The following is a 17081-nucleotide window of genomic DNA, read 5'->3' on the forward strand; positions in this document are numbered from 1 at the left end:
CGCAGGACAAGTAGCGTTAAGGCCGCCTTTGGCGGCCTTTTTTATGGTTGGGTGTCAGTCAGCGAGAACCATAAAAAAAGCCGGGTAGCGGCATCGCCTTACCCGGCCTGTTCAGTTCATCCCAGTGGGAATCAGACTTCTTCCATACGTCCCAGCAGCGCCTGCAGGCGATCCTGCCAGCCGTTCTGCTGTTCGCGCAGCTGGTTGTTTTCGCGCTCCAGTTCTTCGCGGCTGTGCTGCGCGTTCTGTACTTCCTGCGCCAGGCTGCTGTTCTTCTCTTTCAGCTCTTCAATTTCCATCTGCAGCAGGGTGATGGTGTCAATCGCCTGCTGTACTTTCGATTCCAGTTTCTCAAACACTTCTAAAGACATGATGCTACCTCTCCTGAATTGCAAGGCGACGCTTTAACATAAACGCGCACGACATATACCGTCGATTGTATGGAGCGCGGCGCTCTGTGTCCAGCGACACACCGCGCAGATCGCGGTTTGCAACACTTTTAGGTCTGGTCCTGGTGCGTTCGCGTCATATACCCCTAAATTGTTAACTGATTCGTTAATGAAATGATTCAGCTCACCTTCCTGTACTGATCCTGTACTGCTGCAAAAATGTGCTTTATGGCGCGAAAACGCTCATTTTATTGACGCAGACCACACATTTCGATTTCGATATTTCTCGTTTTTGCTCGTTAACGATAAATTAACACTATGTCTACAGGGCATCGTGGCTGTCACGGGCGGCCATGCTAACAATAAACATCAATTTCTTCAGGATTCCGATTATGAGTCAGACATCAACCTTAAAAGGCCAGTGCATTGCCGAGTTCCTTGGTACCGGGTTGTTGATATTCTTCGGAGTGGGCTGTGTCGCTGCACTGAAAGTGGCGGGTGCCAGTTTTGGTCAGTGGGAAATCAGTATCATCTGGGGTCTGGGCGTGGCGATGGCCATCTACCTGACTGCAGGGGTGTCTGGTGCACATCTTAACCCGGCGGTGACTATCGCACTGTGGCTGTTCGCGTGCTTCGACGGACGCAAAGTAGTTCCTTTCATTCTTTCTCAGTTTGCCGGCGCGTTTTGCGCAGCGGCGTTAGTTTACGGGCTTTATTACAATCTTTTCATCGACTTCGAACAGACGCATCATATGGTGCGCGGCAGCGTCGAAAGTCTGGATCTGGCAGGCATCTTCTCAACCTATCCAAACCCGCATATCAATTTTGTGCAGGCGTTCGCAGTTGAAATGGTGATTACCGCTATTCTGATGGGCGTTATCCTGGCGCTGACCGACGACGGAAACGGCATTCCGCGCGGCCCGCTGGCCCCACTGCTGATTGGCCTGCTGATTGCGGTGATTGGTGCCTCCATGGGCCCGCTGACCGGCTTCGCGATGAACCCGGCGCGTGATATCGGACCTAAAGCGTTCGCCTTTATCGCAGGCTGGGGCGACGTCGCCTTCACCGGTGGCAAAGACATTCCTTACTTCCTGGTACCGCTGTTTGCGCCAGTTGTCGGGGCTGCGCTGGGTGCGTTCAGCTACCGCAAATTAATTGGTCGCCATTTACCGTGCGACACCTGTGTGGAAGAGGAGAAGGAAACGACTTCTACCGCACAACAAAAAGCTTCGCTGTAATCTGACTACGGGACACATACCATGACCGAAAAAAAATATATCGTTGCGCTCGACCAGGGCACTACCAGCTCCCGCGCTGTCGTAATGGATCATGACGCGAACATCGTCAGCGTGTCACAGCGCGAATTTGAGCAAATTTATCCTCGTCCAGGCTGGGTCGAACACGACCCAATGGAGATCTGGGCGTCACAAAGCTCCACGCTGGTCGAAGTGCTGGCAAAAGCCGATATCAGTTCCGACGAGATTGCCGCGATTGGTATCACTAACCAGCGTGAAACGACGATTGTCTGGGAACGTGAAACCGGTAAGCCTATTTACAACGCCATCGTCTGGCAGTGCCGCCGTACCTCTGAGATCTGCGAGCAGCTGAAGCGCGACGGCATGGAAGAGTACGTGCGCAGCGCCACCGGTCTGGTGGTTGACCCGTATTTCTCTGGCACCAAAGTGAAGTGGATCCTCGACCACGTGGAAGGTTCACGCGAACGTGCAAAACGCGGCGAGCTGCTGTTCGGCACCGTCGACACCTGGCTTATCTGGAAGATGACCCAGGGACGCGTCCACGTCACCGACTACACCAACGCCTCGCGTACCATGCTGTTCAACATCAACACCCTGGAGTGGGATGACAAGATGCTGGACGCGCTGGATATCCCACGTGCGATGCTGCCTGACGTGCGCAAGTCTTCTGAGGTTTACGGCCAGACCAACATCGGCGGTAAAGGCGGCACCCGTATTCCTATCGCCGGTATTGCCGGTGACCAGCAGGCGGCGCTGTTCGGCCAGCTGTGCGTCAAAGAAGGGATGGCGAAGAACACCTACGGCACCGGCTGCTTTATGCTGATGAACACCGGCGAGAAAGCGGTGAAATCAGAAAACGGCCTGCTGACCACCATCGCCTGTGGACCACGCGGCGAAGTGAACTATGCCCTGGAAGGTGCGGTGTTCATGGCCGGTGCGTCTATCCAGTGGCTGCGCGACGAGATGAAGCTGATCAGCGATGCGTTCGACTCCGAGTACTTCGCGACCAAAGTGAAAGACACCAACGGCGTGTACGTGGTGCCTGCATTCACCGGTCTGGGCGCGCCGTACTGGGATCCGTATGCACGCGGCGCAATTTTTGGCCTGACGCGTGGCGTTAACTCTAACCACATTATTCGCGCCACCCTGGAATCCATCGCCTACCAGACGCGCGACGTGCTGGAAGCGATGCAGGCGGACTCCGGCATTCGTCTGCACGCCCTGCGCGTGGACGGCGGTGCGGTAGCGAATAACTTCCTGATGCAGTTCCAGTCCGACATTCTGGGCACCCGCGTTGAGCGTCCTGAAGTGCGTGAAGTCACGGCGCTGGGCGCGGCGTACCTTGCCGGTCTGGCGGTAGGCTTCTGGCAGAACCTGGACGAGCTGCAGGAAAAAGCGGTGATCGAACGCGAATTCCGCCCTGGCATCGAAACCACCGAGCGTAACTTCCGCTACAGCGGCTGGAAGAAAGCGGTGAAACGCGCCCTGGCGTGGGAAGAGCACGAAGAGTAATCATATATTCCCTCTCCCCTGGGGAGAGGGTCAGGGTGAGGGGCCCGGACCGCACCGGTCCCCTCGCCCCTCCCCACTCTGTGATAAACTTCGTGCAATTCCTTTTGATTGTACGAGTACCTCATGAAACGTGAACTTGCTATCGAGTTTTCCCGCGTCACCGAAGCGGCTGCCCTTGCAGGCTATAAGTGGCTGGGTCGTGGTGACAAAAATACCGCAGACGGCGCAGCCGTCCATGCCATGCGCATTGTGCTTAACCAGGTCAACATCGACGGCACCATCGTGATCGGCGAAGGCGAGATCGACGAAGCGCCAATGCTCTACATCGGTGAAAAAGTCGGTACCGGCAAAGGCGATGCCGTGGATATCGCCGTCGACCCGATCGAAGGTACGCGCATGACCGCAATGGGTCAGGCCAACGCCCTGGCGGTGCTGGCCGTGGGCGATAAGGGCTGCTTCCTCAACGCGCCGGATATGTACATGGAAAAGCTGATTGTCGGTCCTGGTGCGAAAGGCGCAATCGACCTTAGCCTGCCGCTGGAAGAGAACCTGCATAACGTCGCCAGCGCGCTGAACAAACCGCTGAGCGAACTCACCGTCACCATTCTGGCCAAACCGCGCCACGACGCCACCATCGCGCAGATGCAAAAGCTCGGCGTGCGCGTGTTTGCCATTCCGGATGGTGACGTTGCCGCCTCGATCCTGACCTGCATGCCGGACAGCGAAGTAGACGTGCTGTACGGCATCGGCGGCGCGCCGGAAGGCGTAGTCTCTGCAGCCGTGATCCGCGCGCTGGACGGCGATATGCAGGCACGCCTGCTGCCGCGTCATGAGGTGAAAGGCGACAGCGACGAGAACCGCCGTATCGGGGAAAACGAGCTGGCACGCTGCGAAGCGATGGGCATCGAGGCCAACAAAGTGCTGGCGCTGCATGATATGGCGCGCAGCGATAACGTGGTCTTCTCGGCGACAGGTATCACCAAAGGGGATCTGCTGGACGGCATCAGCCGCAAGGGCAATATGGCCACCACTGAAACGCTGCTGATCCGCGGTAAATCACGCACCATTCGCCGCATCCAGTCTATCCACTATCTCGACCGCAAAGACCCGGACGTACAGACGCACATTCTGTAAAACCGTTTGATCGATAGAGCTTTCCGGCCCAAATGGGCTGGAAATCTCCCCGTTAAGTACGGAAGATAGAACAGAGAAACAGCACAGGAGAAGATCATGGCGGACTGGGTAACAGGTAAAGTCACAAAGATACAGTTCTGGACCGATGCGCTATTTAGTCTCACCCTGCATGCTCCCGTCCACCCGTTTAAAGCCGGGCAATTTGCGAAGCTGGGGCTGGATGTCGACGGCGAGCGCGTGCAGCGCGCCTACTCTTACGTTAACGCGCCTGATAACCCGGATCTCGAGTTCTATCTGGTCACCGTTCCTGACGGTAAACTCAGCCCGCGCCTTGCCGCCCTCAAGCCCGGCGACGAGGTGCAAATCGTGAGTGAAGCAGCAGGCTTCTTTGTGCTCGAAGAGATCCCGGATTGTGACACGCTCTGGATGCTGGCAACCGGTACGGCCATCGGCCCTTATCTCTCTATTTTGCAGTACGGCAAAGACCTGGAGCGTTTTAAAAACATCGTGCTGGTTCACGCTGCGCGCTACGCCGCAGACCTGAGCTACCTGCCGCAGATGCAGGCGCTGGAACAGCAGTACGGCGGAAAGTTAAAGATTCAGACGGTGGTCAGCCGCGAAACCGTAGCAGGAACGCTGACCGGTCGCGTGCCGGCGTTAATTGAGAATGGTGCCCTGGAAGAGGCGGTGGGTTTACCGATGACGGCTGAAACCAGCCACGTCATGCTGTGTGGCAACCCGCAGATGGTACGCGACACGCAGCAGCTTCTGAAGGATACCCGGCAGATGACGAAACATCTTCGCCGCCGACCGGGCCATATGACCGCCGAACACTACTGGTGATCAGCGGTATTTCACCTCAACGGTGTCTTTACCGTATTTGTTTTCGCTCTGGGTGCCAATAAACGCGCCCAGATCGACAATCATCATCACGAAGATGACCGACGGCAGCAGCCTGCCCACCACCCACGGCAGGATGGACGGAAGCATCGCCCAGTTTCCCGCCACCAGCATCCACGCCAGAATAATCAGAAATGCCCACGCGCCGGAACGACCGCGATCGTGCAGGCGTTTCACCACGACAGCCGCCGTTGGCCAGAGCAGGCAGACCAGCGCGAAGGCCGCCGTTTGCGTGCTCAGCCACGCGTTATAGGCGACGAAAAACAGAAGCAGCATGGCGACAACCCACGTCACCATCCAGATCCAGAAATCACGGCGTCCAATACGCCCTTTGAATGAAAACAGCCACTGCTGTATGGTCATGTAAGGTTCCTTATTATCGTTTAGCCCGCATTTTACCCTGGAGTTGTGACCTTTTGACAAGCCGACCAGATATCGTTTTAATCATGAGCACTTACGGCCAGGGACAATGTTGATGAAAAGTTCGGCACATTCTCTATTCCTGTGTTTAGCGCTGCTCAGCGCGGGTTTTACCCTGCACGCCGCCGAAACCACAGCCCCGACCACAGCACCGTACCTGCTGGCGGGCGCACCGTCGTTCGATCAGTCCATCAGCCAGTTTCGTGAAGCCTTCAATCAGGCCAACCCCACGCTGCCGCTGGATGAGTTTCGTGCCATTGATGGCCCCCGCGACACGCCTACCCTGACCCGTGCGGCAAGCAAGATTAACGAGAATTTGTATGCCTCCACGGCGCTGGAGCGCGGGACGTTAAAAATCAAAAGCATGCAAATCACCTGGCTGCCAATACAGGGCCCAGAGCAGAAAGCCGCGAAGGCGAAAGCGCTGGAGTACATGAGCGCGGTATTGCAGGCGTTTACCCCTGCGCTGACGAAAAAGCAAAGCCAGCAAAAGCTGCAAAAACTCCTCACCGCCGGTAAAAACAAGCGTTACTACGCCGATACCGAAGGCGCGATCCGCTATGTGGTGGCGGACAACGGCGAAAAAGGACTGACCTTCGCTGTTGAACCGATTAAGCTGGCACTATCTGACACCCTCGGCGGGGCGAATTAATGACAAAAAGCAAAGCCTTTCGAGGGAAAATCTCTATACTGATTCACAGACCATGCTGCCCGACAGGGTGGCCATATTCCTTAATTCGCTTATTGAGCGTGGAGAATTGAAATGCGACATCCTTTAGTGATGGGTAACTGGAAACTGAACGGCAGCCGCCACATGGTAAACGAACTGGTTGCGAACCTGCGTAAAGAGCTGGCTGGCGTGACCGGCTGCGCGGTTGCTATCGCTCCGCCGGATATGTACCTGGATCTGGCTAAACGTGCCGCTGACGGCAGCCACATCATTCTGGGCGCGCAGAACGTTGACGTTAACCTGTCTGGCGCGTTCACCGGTGAAACGTCCGCTGAAATGCTGAAAGATATCGGCGCGAAATACATCATCATCGGCCACTCCGAGCGTCGCACCTATCACAAAGAATCCGACGAGTTCATCGCGAAGAAATTCGCCGTGCTGAAAGAGCAGGGTCTGATCCCGGTTCTGTGCATCGGTGAAACCGAAGCAGAAAACGAAGCGGGCAAAACTGAAGAAGTGTGCGCACGTCAGATCGACGCAGTGCTGAAAACGCAGGGCGCAGCAGCGTTCGAAGGCGCGGTTATCGCTTACGAGCCAGTCTGGGCGATCGGTACCGGCAAATCAGCCACCCCTGCGCAGGCTCAGGCGGTTCACAAATTCATCCGTGACCACATTGCGAAAGCTGACGCCAAAGTGGCTGAGCAAGTGATCATCCAGTACGGCGGTTCCGTTAACGCGTCTAACGCTGCTGAGCTGTTCACCCAGCCAGACATCGATGGCGCGCTGGTTGGCGGTGCATCCCTGAAAGCGGACGCTTTTGCGGTGATCGTTAAAGCGGCAGAAGCGGCTAAACAGGCGTAATTGCCTTTGTGGCGGGTGGCGCTTTGCTAACCCGCCCTACGGTTCTGGAGGCCCGGTAAGCGTCAGCGCCACCGGGCTTTTTTACAGCCGTCCCAGCAGGCTAAACCACAGATAATCCAGCGGCAGCAGCACCAGATACGTTGCCACCGCCAGCGCCAGACAGAGCACCATCCCCGCCCTGGCAGGCACTTTTCCTAACCCCATCGCCACCACGATCGGCGACGCCTGATACGGCAGCAGCGGCGTAGAATAGCCCAGCACCTGAATCATGAGCACCGACAGCAGCGGGAAGCCGGTCGCATCCGAGAAGCTCTGCGCCAGGGTGGTATACAGCGCCGGAACGCCGTTGGCGGTCATGATGAAGTTGAGTGCGGTGGTAATACCGGTCAGCGCCAGGAAGCTGGTGAACGGTCGGTCTGCATCGAGCGGCATAATACGGAGCAACGCCTCGCCCACCGCCGTGCCGATACCGGTTTGCGTCACGACGATCGCCAGCCCCAGAATACCGGCAACGTAGATACAGGTGCGCATATTCACCCCCGCAGAAAACTCCTCCCCGGTGATAAAACCGATGCGCGGCAGCATAACGATGACCGACGCCGCCAGCCCGGTCCAGGCGGGCCCCACGCCGTGCCAGCTCTCCGTCACCCACATCCCCAGCACCACCGCCAGCAGCCAGGCAAGACGCTTTTCGTCCCGCCCCATAGACTCAGACGGCGCCTGTTCCTTCGGCGGTTTTGGGCTGCCGGGAAAAAGCCAGCAGATCAGGCCAATCAGGATCAGGCCTTTAAGAATGCCCAGCACCGGCGTGTGCAGCAGCAGATACGGGACATAGTTCAGGTGGATGCCGTACGAGCCTTCCGCCGCACCGCTCATCACCAGGTTAGGCACGTTAGCGGGCAGAATCGTCGCCGAAAGCTGGAACGTCCCGAACCCTACCGCCAGCGCCAGACCAAACCAGGCGCGGGAGCCGTCGGCGATACCGGCGCGTTTCGCCATTGCGGCGACAATCGGCATCAGCAGCGCAATACGTCCCATATTCGATGGCATCACAAACGCCAGCGCATAGCTCAGCAGCACCACGCTCGCTACCATTAATACCCAGGAGTCGGTGAGCTTTGCTGACAGCGCCCGGGCGGCCCGGTCCGCCAGCCCGGTTTTACGTATCGCTACGCCGAGCACGAATCCGCTGAAGACCAGCCAGAAAGCCGACGAGGCAAAACCGCCGAAAATCACCTCCGGCGGGGCGATCTTCGCAGTCATTGCCGCCGTGAAGAACAGCAGCGCGGTAATGAACTCCGGCAATAGCGACGTCGCCCATAGTACGATGGTGACGCCCACAATCAGTGAAGGCAGCAACAGAGGATACGTTGACCAGAGCGACATACCTGTCTCCTGTAGAATTTTTCAGCAAGTCTACGGCGACAGGCAGGGCGAGTAAACGCTATTTATGGTGCGGTCAATTAAGGATAGCGCATTGATGATCCTGCAGTTCCTCAGCCGACGCGCGGTTAAGCATCAGCAGGTTGCGCTCGGTGGCCAGCAACACAAACGAACCATCTGACTGCTGCGCCATTGCCAGCGCGAAGCGCCCCATATGGTCGCGCGCTTCCGGCAGCTCTTCAGCCAGCATCATAAACGGGCTGCGCTGCACCAGTTCATTCTCCGTCACCCGACGAGCAAGATACTCATGCCCTTCCAGGCCGCCAGGAAGGGGTAGCCATTGGGTGCTGATTTCTCCCTGCGCGGCGTTCAGCTTCTCGCGCACGTCCGGGCGCAGGCAGGAGATATGAATGTGAAAATGGTTCTGCGTGCGCCCTGTCGGCGAGTTAATCGTCAGTGAAATGGCGCTGTCGGGCACCTCGCTTCCACGCTTCAGGGTCATAAAGCTTCGCGACTGCCAGGCCAGCCAGAAAAAGTTCGGCGTATGCGCTTCGGTCAACAGCGGGCTTTCGGTGCCGTTGATGCGATATGTCGGCATCAGCAGGTATTGCAGCGGCCCGTTGCGGTCTTTAAAGACTACATAGCCTGCGTCAGGCTTCACCTGCGCACACGGTGCCGGGTTACGGTGTTGCAGTTGATTTGGCAGGCATTGGTCGAGAACGATATGTCGCAACGCATTCGGATTACCCGCTTTCATCCAGTACCAGCCGCCAGCGGCAAGGGCGATGACAATGAGGATCAATAAGATAATTTTTTTCACGACGCGTTCCCTGTTTTCAATAGAGGCAAAAGAGTAACGCAAAATGATGACCAAATAAAAAACCCGGCGGATTTCTCACGCCGGGTCACCGTGTCGTTTATTTATGTTCAGCGCTGGCTGATCTGGTCAAAGGTGCCGCCGTTAGAGAAGTGCTCTTTCTGCGCTTTCGTCCAGCCACCGAAAACATCATCAATGGTGAAGAGCTTCAGTTTCGGGAATTCGCCGTCATATTTCTTCGCCACAGCCGCATCGCGTGGACGGTAGAAGTTCTTCGCTGCAATCTCCTGACCTTCCGGCGAGTAGAGGTACTTCAGGTAGGCTTCCGCCACCGCTTTGGTGTCTTTCTTCTCAACCACTTTATCGACAACAGAGACGGTCGGCTCAGCCAGAATAGATTCGCTTGGGGTCACGATCTCAAACTTATCTTTACCCAGTTCGTTGGTCGCCAGCAGGGCTTCGTTTTCCCACGCAATCAGCACGTCACCAATGCCGCGCTCCACGAAGGTGTTGGTTGCACCGCGCGCGCCGGAGTCCAGCACTTCGACGTTTTTGTACAGCGCTTTCACGAACTCCTGGGCTTTAGCCTGGTCACCGTTGTTGTGGTGCAGTGCATAGCCCCAGGCGGCCAGATAGTTCCAGCGTGCGCCGCCGGAGCTTTTCGGGTTAGGGGTAATAACTGACACGCCCGGCTTAATCAGGTCATTCCAGTCATGGATCTGTTTCGGGTTGCCTTTACGTACCAGGAAAACGATGGTCGAGGTGTAGGGCGCGGAGTTATCCGGCAGGCGTTTGATCCAGTTTTTGTCGATACGGCCACGCTCGGCGATCGCGTCAACATCGTAGGCCAGCGCCAGGGTCACCACGTCGGCTTCAATACCGTTGATGACGGAGGTCGCCTGCTTGCCAGAACCACCGTGAGACTGGCGAACCACGACATTGTCGCCGGTTTCCTGCTTCCAGTGTGCCGCAAACGCTTTGTTGTATTGTTCATACAGTTCACGCGTCGGGTCGTATGACACGTTCAGTAACTGGATATCCTTAGCCAGAACGCTGGTCGATGCCAGCAATAATGTTAAACCCACGCCCCATTTATTCATCGCCCAGCTCTCTTGTGTAGTGTTTTGATGAATGCAGCGTGCCAGAAAGCGAATCGAGGATTAAAGAATAAAAAAAGATTGGCTATAACATAGTGGAATAAAAAGGCAAATGGTGCAGACAAAAAAAGCCCGGTGGCGCTTCGCTTACCGGGCCTACGAACCGTGCTTTTGTAGGCCGGGTAAGGCGAAGCCGCCACCCGGCACAAACCAAACGCCGATCAGTACAGTTTTTTCGCGCAGTCCAGCCAGTCACCTTTGAACGGACGCTTCATGTTTTCAATCGCGTCGATGATGTCATGGTGAACCAGTTTCTCGTTCTGAATACCGACGCAGCGGCCGCCGTGGCCCTGCAGCAGCAGTTCGATTGCGTACGCGCCCATACGGGACGCCAGAATACGGTCGTACGGGCCAGGGGAACCGCCACGCTGGATGTGCCCCAGTACGGTTGCACGGGTTTCACGCTTGGTTTCGGTTTCGATGTACTTCGCCAGCTCGTCTACGTCACAGATGTGCTCGGTGATAGCCACGATCGCATGTTTTTTGCCTTTCGCGATGCCCGCTTTGATTTCAGCTACCAGATCTTCACGGCTGAATTCCACTTCCGGAACCACGACAAACTCACAGCCCCCCGCAATCGCCGCAGCCAGGGTCAGGTCACCGCAGTAACGCCCCATCACTTCAACGATAGAGATACGCTGGTGGGAGGAAGAGGTGTCACGCAGGCGGTCAATCGCTTCCACAACGGTGCCCAGCGCGGTGAAGTAACCGATGGTGTAGTCGGTGCCTTTGATGTCGTTGTCGATGGTGCCCGGCAGGCCGATGCACGGGAAGCCCATTTCAGTCAGACGTTTTGCACCCATGTACGAGCCGTCACCGCCGATAACCACCAGGGCGTCCAGTCCACGTTTTTTCATGTTCTCGATAGCCACTTCACGAACGTGTTCATCACGGAATTCCGGGAAGCGCGCAGACCCAAGGAAGGTACCGCCACGGTTGATCATGTCAGACACGCTGTAACGGTCGAGCTGAACCATACGGTCTTCATACAGACCCAGGTAACCATCATAGATACCAAAAACTTCCAGACCTTCCGTCAGCGCCGCGCGGACAACCCCACGAATTGCCGCGTTCATGCCCGGCGCATCACCGCCGCTTGTCAACACACCGATTTTCTTAATCATGACTACCTCTGAACTTAGGAATGCAAAATTGAAATCTGTTGCCGGAAGAAACTTATCGACCAACGAATACTGCAGATAGTATATCAATCCCTTCCAGCTGAATTGATTCAGGTCAGACCAAATGGCGGTAATTTATACACAAAATGCTGGCCTGGCTCACTTTTTTACAACGAATTACGAAAGCCCAACATGTCCGGGTACAACCGAGCAGGGATCCTGGTGAATGATGACGTCTGAACCAGGAAAACGCTGCAAAATCGCCTGCTCGACCTGCTCAGCAATCACGTGAGCCTGAACCAGTGGCAGGTTGTCTTCCATTTCAATATGAATCTGAATAAAGCGGGTCGGCCCTGACTGCCGCGTTCGAAGATCGTGTGCACCGCTGACGCCGGGCCAGCCGGTCACGATAGAAAAAATTTCATTACGTTCTGAGTCCGGGAGGGCGCGGTCAAGCAGCGATTGCACTGCTTCATACCCCATCCGCAGGGCACTATATAAAATATAGATACCAATCCCTAACGCAAACAACGCATCGGCCCGATGCCAGCCATACCAGGCCAGACCGAGCGCAATAAGAATAGCCCCATTCATCATAACATCAGATTGATAATGAAGCATATCCGCCCGTACGGCCTGACTTTGCGTTTTGCGAACGACCCAGCGCTGGAACGTTACCAGAACAAGTGTGCAAATAAGTGCAACGACCGTCACAACGACGCCGACGCCAGGATCGTTCATCGGCGTCGGCGAGACGAGATGCTGTATGCCGGTGAGAAACAGGAACAGCGCAGAACCGGATATAAACATGCTTTGCGCCAGTGCGGCCAGCGACTCCGCTTTGCCGTGCCCAAAGGTGTGCTCTTCATCCGCTGGCTGCAGCGAGTAACGCACGACCAGCAGGTTGGTCAATGAGGCGGCAATGTCCATCAGCGAATCCACCAGCGCCGCCAGAATACTGACCGAGCCGGTATACCACCAGGCAAAGATTTTAATCAGTAACAGGCTGGATGCCATGACGGTCGCCGCGATGGCGGCCCGGCTGACCAGTCTTCCATAGGATTGATTCATAAACGCTCCTGTCATGTCATGCCGCTAGTATAACGGAAGCATGTGGAGTCGAAGGATGAATAAACGGTTAACAAACAGAATGTGGGGCAAAAAAAACCCCCACATCATGTGGGGGAAGACAGGGATGGTGTCTATGGCAAGGAAAACAGGGTTTACTGGTTACTACGGGTACTGCTATTGCTACTGAAAAACGAGGTTTCTGAGCTTCGCTGCATCCGTGCAACCTCACGCAGCTGATCCATACGCTGCTGATGTTTGGTGTTCAAAACCGCTTGCTGCTCCGGCGTTAGCAGGTGGAACATCTGGTTGCGGACCTTCGCCATCTCTACCTGGCGAGCAACCTGTTCCTGTGCCATTTTTTCGGCCTGAGCGCGCACAGCGCTTTCGTCAAAATTTTCTGCGGTGACAAGGCGATGCATTGTCTCCATTTCGCTAACATTAACAGGGGGCTGGTCGTGTCTCGCCCTCTGCATCAGATCTCGCATCTGTTGACGCTGATGTTCGGTTAAACTTATGCCGTCAAACATATGGCTTTGGCTGCTGTTCTGCGTTGCGCCCTCTTGTAAGGGACCGTTATCGCTGATGATAGCTACAGCAGCCTGGCTAAACGCACTGAACGCCAGCGTTGAGGCCATGACGGCAGCGGTAACTTTGCGCATCACTTGCTCCCAAAATCTTTCGTGTCGCGATTCAACGAGAGACAGTCTACGATTCAGGCTGCAAACATGCGTCAGGGGGTGTAAAACAACGTAAAGTCATGGATTAGACAGCCTTGATGTCGTAATTTCTGCCTCGGAGGTATTTAAACAATGAATAAAATCCTGTTAGTTGATGATGACCGAGAGCTCACATCCCTTTTAAAGGAGTTGCTCGACATGGAAGGTTTCAACGTCCTGGTTGCCCATGATGGCGAGCAGGCGCTGAGTCTCCTTGACGACAGCATCGATTTACTTTTGCTCGACGTGATGATGCCGAAGAAAAACGGCATTGATACGCTGAAAGAGCTTCGCCAGACGCACCAGACTCCCGTTATTATGCTGACCGCGCGCGGCAGCGAACTCGACCGTGTACTCGGCCTGGAGCTGGGCGCGGATGACTATTTACCGAAGCCGTTTAACGACCGCGAACTGGTCGCCCGTATTCGCGCGATCCTGCGTCGTTCCCACTGGAGCGAGCAGCAGCAGAATACCGACAACAGCTCGCCAACGCTGGAAGTGGACTCCCTGAGCCTGAACCCGGGCCGCCAGGAAGCGAGCTTTGATGGCCAGACGCTCGAACTCACCGGCACCGAGTTCACCCTGCTGTATCTGCTGGCACAGCACCTCGGCCAGGTGGTATCGCGTGAACATTTAAGTCAGGAAGTGCTGGGCAAGCGTCTTACCCCGTTTGACCGCGCCATCGACATGCACATCTCTAACCTGCGCCGTAAGCTGCCGGAGCGTAAAGACGGTCACCCATGGTTTAAAACCCTGCGTGGTCGCGGTTATCTGATGGTTTCCGCTTCATGATAGGAAGCTTAACCGCCCGCATCTTCGCCATCTTCTGGTTGACGCTGGCACTGGTTTTAATGCTCGTACTGATGTTGCCAAAACTCGACTCACGCCAGATGACGGAGCTGCTCGACAGCGAGCAACGTCAGGGCGTGATGATCGAGCAGCACGTGGAAGCCGAGCTGGCAAACGATCCGCCAAACGATTTGATGTGGTGGCGCAGGCTATTTCGCGCTATCGACAAGTGGGCGCCGCCCGGACAACGCCTGCTGCTGGTGACCAGCGAAGGCCGCGTGATTGGCGCCGATCGCAATGAAATGCAGATCATCCGCAACTTCATTGGCCAGGCAGATAATGCCGATCACCCCCAGAAGAAAAAATATGGCCGCGTAGAGATGGTGGGGCCGTTCTCCGTCAGAGATGGCGAGGATAACTATCAGCTCTACCTGATTCGCCCCGCGAGCAGCTCCCAGTCCGATTTTATCAACCTGCTGTTTGACCGCCCTCTCCTGCTGCTGATTGTCACGATGCTGGTCAGCTCGCCGCTGCTGTTATGGCTGGCGTGGAGCCTGGCAAAACCCGCACGTAAGCTGAAAAACGCCGCCGACGAAGTGGCGCAGGGCAACCTGAGGCAGCACCCGGAACTGGAGTCCGGACCGCAGGAGTTCCTGGCCGCCGGGACCAGTTTTAACCAGATGGTGAGCGCGCTCGATCGCATGATGACGGCCCAGCAGCGCCTGCTGTCGGATATCTCGCACGAGCTGCGTACCCCGCTCACGCGCTTACAGCTTGGCACCGCCCTGCTGCGCCGCCGCAGCGGAGAAAGCAAAGAGCTGGAGCGCATCGAAACCGAAGCGCATCGTCTGGACAGCATGATCAACGATCTGCTGGTCATGTCGCGCAATCAGCAGAAAAACGCGCTGGTGAGCGAAACGGTGAAAGCCAATCATCTGTGGCATGAAGTGCTGGATAACGCGGCGTTCGAAGCGGAGCAGATGGGCAAATCCTTCACCGTTAACTTCCCGCCGGGTCCATGGCCGCTGTACGGTAACCCCAACGCGCTGGAAAGCGCGCTGGAAAATATCGTGCGTAACGCCCTGCGCTACTCGCACACGAAGATTGAGGTGGCGTTCTCGGTGGATAAAGACGGGATCACCGTCATCGTCGACGACGACGGTCCTGGCGTCAGCCCGGAAGACCGCGAGCAGATCTTCCGTCCGTTCTACCGCACCGACGAGGCGCGCGACCGGGAATCGGGCGGTACGGGACTGGGGCTGGCGATTGTGGAAACCGCCATGCAGCAGCACCGCGGCTGGGTGAAAGCCGACGACAGCCCGCTGGGTGGGCTGCGGTTAACGCTGTGGCTACCGTTGTATAAGCGTTCGTAGCTGTTAGTGCCGGGTGGCGGCTTCGCCTTACCCGGCCTACTTTTTACGGAGGTCTATTTCCCCCACAACCTCCGCGAATTATCCTCGATCTTGCTGCTTAAACGCCGTTTCTGCATCGTTCTTGTCCAGCTGGTCGACAGCCCCGCCGCCGACAGCAGGCGATGATACTGCTCGTCATCAAACGGCATATGCCACGCAATGGCGCAGGCGTCGTAAACAGACACCTCACTCAGGCGTGATACCAGCTCAAGCGGCGCATCCGCTGAAACCTGCCCAGCCAGCACCACCCGGTACAGCCAGCCGGTTTTACCCGCGCTTTGCATCTGAGCCGACATGTCATGAATGCCGAAATGGTAGTTGAGCTTGAAGCACGGCGAGCGCGGCTGCGTCACCTGAATCAGGGCATCGCCCCAGCGGTAGATATCACCAATAAACACGTTCTTTTCGGTGAGCCCTTCAGTGGAGAGATTTTCACCAAACGCGGGAGCAACGAAGAGATCCGCCTGCTCGGGGAACTCCGCCTTCCAGTGCTGATAGTGCTCGCGCGGATAGTGGCACAGCGCGCGCTCCGGCCCGCCGTGGATCTTCTTTTCGGCCTGCTCGTCACCCGCAAGCCCGAGGTCGGTTAACGTCAGCTCACCGTCGACCTGAATTTTGGCGATGGCGCTCGGGCGGCTGCCGTCGTACTCCCTTACCTTGCCTGTAAATACATTCACCGGATAATGCATCGCTGCCTCCATTACGCAGATACAAAAAAAGCGAGCCATCAGACTCGCTTCTCACAGGCGTCAATGCAACCTTATTTTTTAGCGGCGAAACGCGCTGCTGCTTCGTCCCAGTTCACCACGTCCCAGAACGCTTTGATGTAGTCCGGACGACGGTTCTGGAATTTCAGGTAGTAAGCGTGTTCCCACACGTCCAGACCCAGGATTGGGAAGCCGGATGCGCCAGAGATCGCTTCACCCATCAGCGGGGAGTCCTGGTTCGCGGTAGAAACCACGGCCAGTTTGTCACCTTTCAGTACCAGCCACGCCCAGCCAGAGCCGAAACGGGTTGCAGCGGCTTTCTCGAACTCCGCTTTGAAGTTATCAACGGAACCGAAGTCGCGCTCGATAGCCGCTTTCAGGTCGCCCTGCAGGGTAGTACCGGTTTTCAGGCCTTTCCAGAACAGGCTGTGGTTAGCGTGACCGCCCGCGTTGTTGCGCAGCACGGTTTTCTTGTCCGCTGGCAGCTGGTCCAGCTTGGTGATCAGCTCTTCAACAGGCAGGTTAGCGAACTCAGGCAGGCTTTCCAGCGCGGCGTTCGCGTTGTTCACGTAGGTCTGGTGGTGTTTAGTGTGATGGATTTCCATCGTCTGCTTGTCGAAATGCGGTTCCAGTGCGTCGTAGGCATACGGCAGGGATGGCAGTGTATAACTCATAATCCTCTCCATTATTGTCGGGCGGCACAGCTGTTAATGCCGCGTAAGCAGTTGGTTCATTATAGTTAATTAAATGATATTGAAAATGATTA

Annotated in this window: 18 protein-coding genes; 8 read left to right on the forward strand and 10 right to left on the reverse strand. The window is 56.3% G+C overall.

The annotated features are described in order from the left end of the window. Positions 1 to 131: 131 nt before the first annotated feature. Positions 132 to 371: a septal ring assembly protein ZapB gene (gene zapB, locus FHC52_RS15700; protein WP_023326318.1), complete on the reverse strand. Its 240-nt coding sequence runs from the start codon at positions 369 to 371 to the stop codon at positions 132 to 134. 410 nt (positions 372 to 781) lie between these two features. Here zapB and FHC52_RS15705 point away from each other — a divergent pair, with 410 nt between their 5' ends. From FHC52_RS15705 to fpr, 4 genes are all read left to right on the forward strand, one after another. Next, positions 782 to 1627: an MIP/aquaporin family protein gene (locus FHC52_RS15705; protein WP_014885705.1), complete on the forward strand. Its 846-nt coding sequence runs from the start codon at positions 782 to 784 to the stop codon at positions 1625 to 1627. Positions 1628 to 1648: 21 nt separating this feature from the next. Then, the gene (gene glpK / locus FHC52_RS15710) at positions 1649 to 3157 is read left to right on the forward strand and encodes a glycerol kinase GlpK (RefSeq protein WP_008501808.1); all 1509 of its coding nucleotides are present in this window, start codon (positions 1649 to 1651) and stop codon (positions 3155 to 3157) included. A gap of 123 nt (positions 3158 to 3280) precedes the next feature. Then, complete coding sequence (gene glpX, locus FHC52_RS15715) at positions 3281 to 4291, forward strand: class II fructose-bisphosphatase (protein ID WP_063616224.1); 1011 nt, start codon at positions 3281 to 3283, stop codon at positions 4289 to 4291. Between the two features lie 96 nt (positions 4292 to 4387). Further along, a complete protein-coding gene (gene fpr, locus FHC52_RS15720) occupies positions 4388 to 5134 on the forward strand; it encodes a ferredoxin--NADP(+) reductase (RefSeq protein WP_008501810.1) in 747 nt (248 codons plus the stop codon). Here fpr and FHC52_RS15725 read toward each other — a convergent pair whose 3' ends face one another. Further along, positions 5135 to 5554 (reverse strand): DUF805 domain-containing protein, encoded by a 420-nt coding sequence (locus FHC52_RS15725; protein ID WP_023293600.1) that lies wholly within the window; start codon positions 5552 to 5554, stop codon positions 5135 to 5137. A 112-nt stretch (positions 5555 to 5666) separates the two neighbouring features. Here FHC52_RS15725 and FHC52_RS15730 point away from each other — a divergent pair, with 112 nt between their 5' ends. Beyond that, positions 5667 to 6263: a DUF1454 family protein gene (locus FHC52_RS15730; protein ID WP_021242806.1), complete on the forward strand. Its 597-nt coding sequence runs from the start codon at positions 5667 to 5669 to the stop codon at positions 6261 to 6263. A gap of 111 nt (positions 6264 to 6374) precedes the next feature. Beyond that, positions 6375 to 7142, forward strand: coding sequence for a triose-phosphate isomerase (gene tpiA / locus FHC52_RS15735; RefSeq protein WP_003862019.1), 768 nt, complete (start codon positions 6375 to 6377; stop codon positions 7140 to 7142). Between the two features lie 81 nt (positions 7143 to 7223). On the opposite strand, the gene FHC52_RS15740 is transcribed toward tpiA, so the two are convergent. The 6 genes from FHC52_RS15740 to cpxP form a co-directional block, all read right to left on the reverse strand. Next, positions 7224 to 8528 carry an SLC13 family permease gene (locus FHC52_RS15740; RefSeq protein WP_126289405.1) on the reverse strand — a complete coding sequence of 435 codons (1305 nt, stop codon included), beginning with the start codon at positions 8526 to 8528 and terminating at the stop codon, positions 7224 to 7226. A 73-nt stretch (positions 8529 to 8601) separates the two neighbouring features. Beyond that, the gene (locus FHC52_RS15745; RefSeq protein WP_023293602.1) at positions 8602 to 9345 is read right to left on the reverse strand and encodes a CDP-diacylglycerol diphosphatase; all 744 of its coding nucleotides are present in this window, start codon (positions 9343 to 9345) and stop codon (positions 8602 to 8604) included. 107 nt (positions 9346 to 9452) lie between these two features. Next, complete coding sequence (locus tag FHC52_RS15750) at positions 9453 to 10442, reverse strand: sulfate ABC transporter substrate-binding protein (RefSeq protein ID WP_021242803.1); 990 nt, start codon at positions 10440 to 10442, stop codon at positions 9453 to 9455. Positions 10443 to 10660: 218 nt separating this feature from the next. Further along, positions 10661 to 11623, reverse strand: coding sequence for a 6-phosphofructokinase (pfkA, locus tag FHC52_RS15755; protein WP_008501816.1), 963 nt, complete (start codon positions 11621 to 11623; stop codon positions 10661 to 10663). A 174-nt stretch (positions 11624 to 11797) separates the two neighbouring features. After that, entirely contained in the window at positions 11798 to 12691 is an 894-nt protein-coding gene (fieF, locus tag FHC52_RS15760; protein WP_063418379.1) for a CDF family cation-efflux transporter FieF, read from the reverse strand. Positions 12692 to 12843: 152 nt separating this feature from the next. Next, entirely contained in the window at positions 12844 to 13350 is a 507-nt protein-coding gene (gene cpxP / locus FHC52_RS15765; RefSeq protein ID WP_021242802.1) for a cell-envelope stress modulator CpxP, read from the reverse strand. Positions 13351 to 13500: 150 nt separating this feature from the next. Here cpxP and cpxR point away from each other — a divergent pair, with 150 nt between their 5' ends. Both cpxR and cpxA read left to right on the forward strand, forming a co-directional pair. Beyond that, positions 13501 to 14199: an envelope stress response regulator transcription factor CpxR gene (cpxR, locus tag FHC52_RS15770; protein WP_006179159.1), complete on the forward strand. Its 699-nt coding sequence runs from the start codon at positions 13501 to 13503 to the stop codon at positions 14197 to 14199. After that, a complete protein-coding gene (gene cpxA, locus FHC52_RS15775; RefSeq protein ID WP_003862003.1) occupies positions 14196 to 15569 on the forward strand; it encodes an envelope stress sensor histidine kinase CpxA in 1374 nt (457 codons plus the stop codon). Before cpxR ends, cpxA begins: the two co-directional genes overlap by 4 nt. Before the next feature lie 53 nt (positions 15570 to 15622). On the opposite strand, the gene yiiM is transcribed toward cpxA, so the two are convergent. Continuing rightward, entirely contained in the window at positions 15623 to 16297 is a 675-nt protein-coding gene (gene yiiM / locus FHC52_RS15780) for a 6-hydroxyaminopurine reductase (RefSeq protein ID WP_008501820.1), read from the reverse strand. A 71-nt stretch (positions 16298 to 16368) separates the two neighbouring features. Continuing rightward, a complete protein-coding gene (sodA, locus tag FHC52_RS15785) occupies positions 16369 to 16989 on the reverse strand; it encodes a superoxide dismutase [Mn] (RefSeq protein WP_003861999.1) in 621 nt (206 codons plus the stop codon). Positions 16990 to 17081: the final 92 nt, after the last annotated feature.

This window comes from Enterobacter sp. EC_64 (assembly GCF_019584165.1).
GTDB classification, from domain to species: Bacteria; Pseudomonadota; Gammaproteobacteria; order Enterobacterales; family Enterobacteriaceae; genus Enterobacter; species Enterobacter roggenkampii.

What these genes read in the sequence shown, in the direction of transcription:
- FHC52_RS15750 (WP_021242803.1), bottom strand. Translation starts at nt 10,442, where the DNA reads ATGAATAAATGGGGCGTGGGTTTAACATTATTGCTGGCATCGACCAGC.
- fpr (WP_008501810.1), top strand. Translation starts at nt 4,388, where the DNA reads ATGGCGGACTGGGTAACAGGTAAAGTCACAAAGATACAGTTCTGGACC.
- cpxP (WP_021242802.1), bottom strand. Translation starts at nt 13,350, where the DNA reads ATGCGCAAAGTTACCGCTGCCGTCATGGCCTCAACGCTGGCGTTCAGT.
- FHC52_RS15705 (WP_014885705.1), top strand. Translation starts at nt 782, where the DNA reads ATGAGTCAGACATCAACCTTAAAAGGCCAGTGCATTGCCGAGTTCCTT.
- tpiA (WP_003862019.1), top strand. Translation starts at nt 6,375, where the DNA reads ATGCGACATCCTTTAGTGATGGGTAACTGGAAACTGAACGGCAGCCGC.
- sodA (WP_003861999.1), bottom strand. Translation starts at nt 16,989, where the DNA reads ATGAGTTATACACTGCCATCCCTGCCGTATGCCTACGACGCACTGGAA.
- fieF (WP_063418379.1), bottom strand. Translation starts at nt 12,691, where the DNA reads ATGAATCAATCCTATGGAAGACTGGTCAGCCGGGCCGCCATCGCGGCG.
- pfkA (WP_008501816.1), bottom strand. Translation starts at nt 11,623, where the DNA reads ATGATTAAGAAAATCGGTGTGTTGACAAGCGGCGGTGATGCGCCGGGC.
- zapB (WP_023326318.1), bottom strand. Translation starts at nt 371, where the DNA reads ATGTCTTTAGAAGTGTTTGAGAAACTGGAATCGAAAGTACAGCAGGCG.
- cpxR (WP_006179159.1), top strand. Translation starts at nt 13,501, where the DNA reads ATGAATAAAATCCTGTTAGTTGATGATGACCGAGAGCTCACATCCCTT.
- FHC52_RS15740 (WP_126289405.1), bottom strand. Translation starts at nt 8,528, where the DNA reads ATGTCGCTCTGGTCAACGTATCCTCTGTTGCTGCCTTCACTGATTGTG.
- cpxA (WP_003862003.1), top strand. Translation starts at nt 14,196, where the DNA reads ATGATAGGAAGCTTAACCGCCCGCATCTTCGCCATCTTCTGGTTGACG.
- FHC52_RS15730 (WP_021242806.1), top strand. Translation starts at nt 5,667, where the DNA reads ATGAAAAGTTCGGCACATTCTCTATTCCTGTGTTTAGCGCTGCTCAGC.
- yiiM (WP_008501820.1), bottom strand. Translation starts at nt 16,297, where the DNA reads ATGCATTATCCGGTGAATGTATTTACAGGCAAGGTAAGGGAGTACGAC.
- glpK (WP_008501808.1), top strand. Translation starts at nt 1,649, where the DNA reads ATGACCGAAAAAAAATATATCGTTGCGCTCGACCAGGGCACTACCAGC.
- glpX (WP_063616224.1), top strand. Translation starts at nt 3,281, where the DNA reads ATGAAACGTGAACTTGCTATCGAGTTTTCCCGCGTCACCGAAGCGGCT.
- FHC52_RS15725 (WP_023293600.1), bottom strand. Translation starts at nt 5,554, where the DNA reads ATGACCATACAGCAGTGGCTGTTTTCATTCAAAGGGCGTATTGGACGC.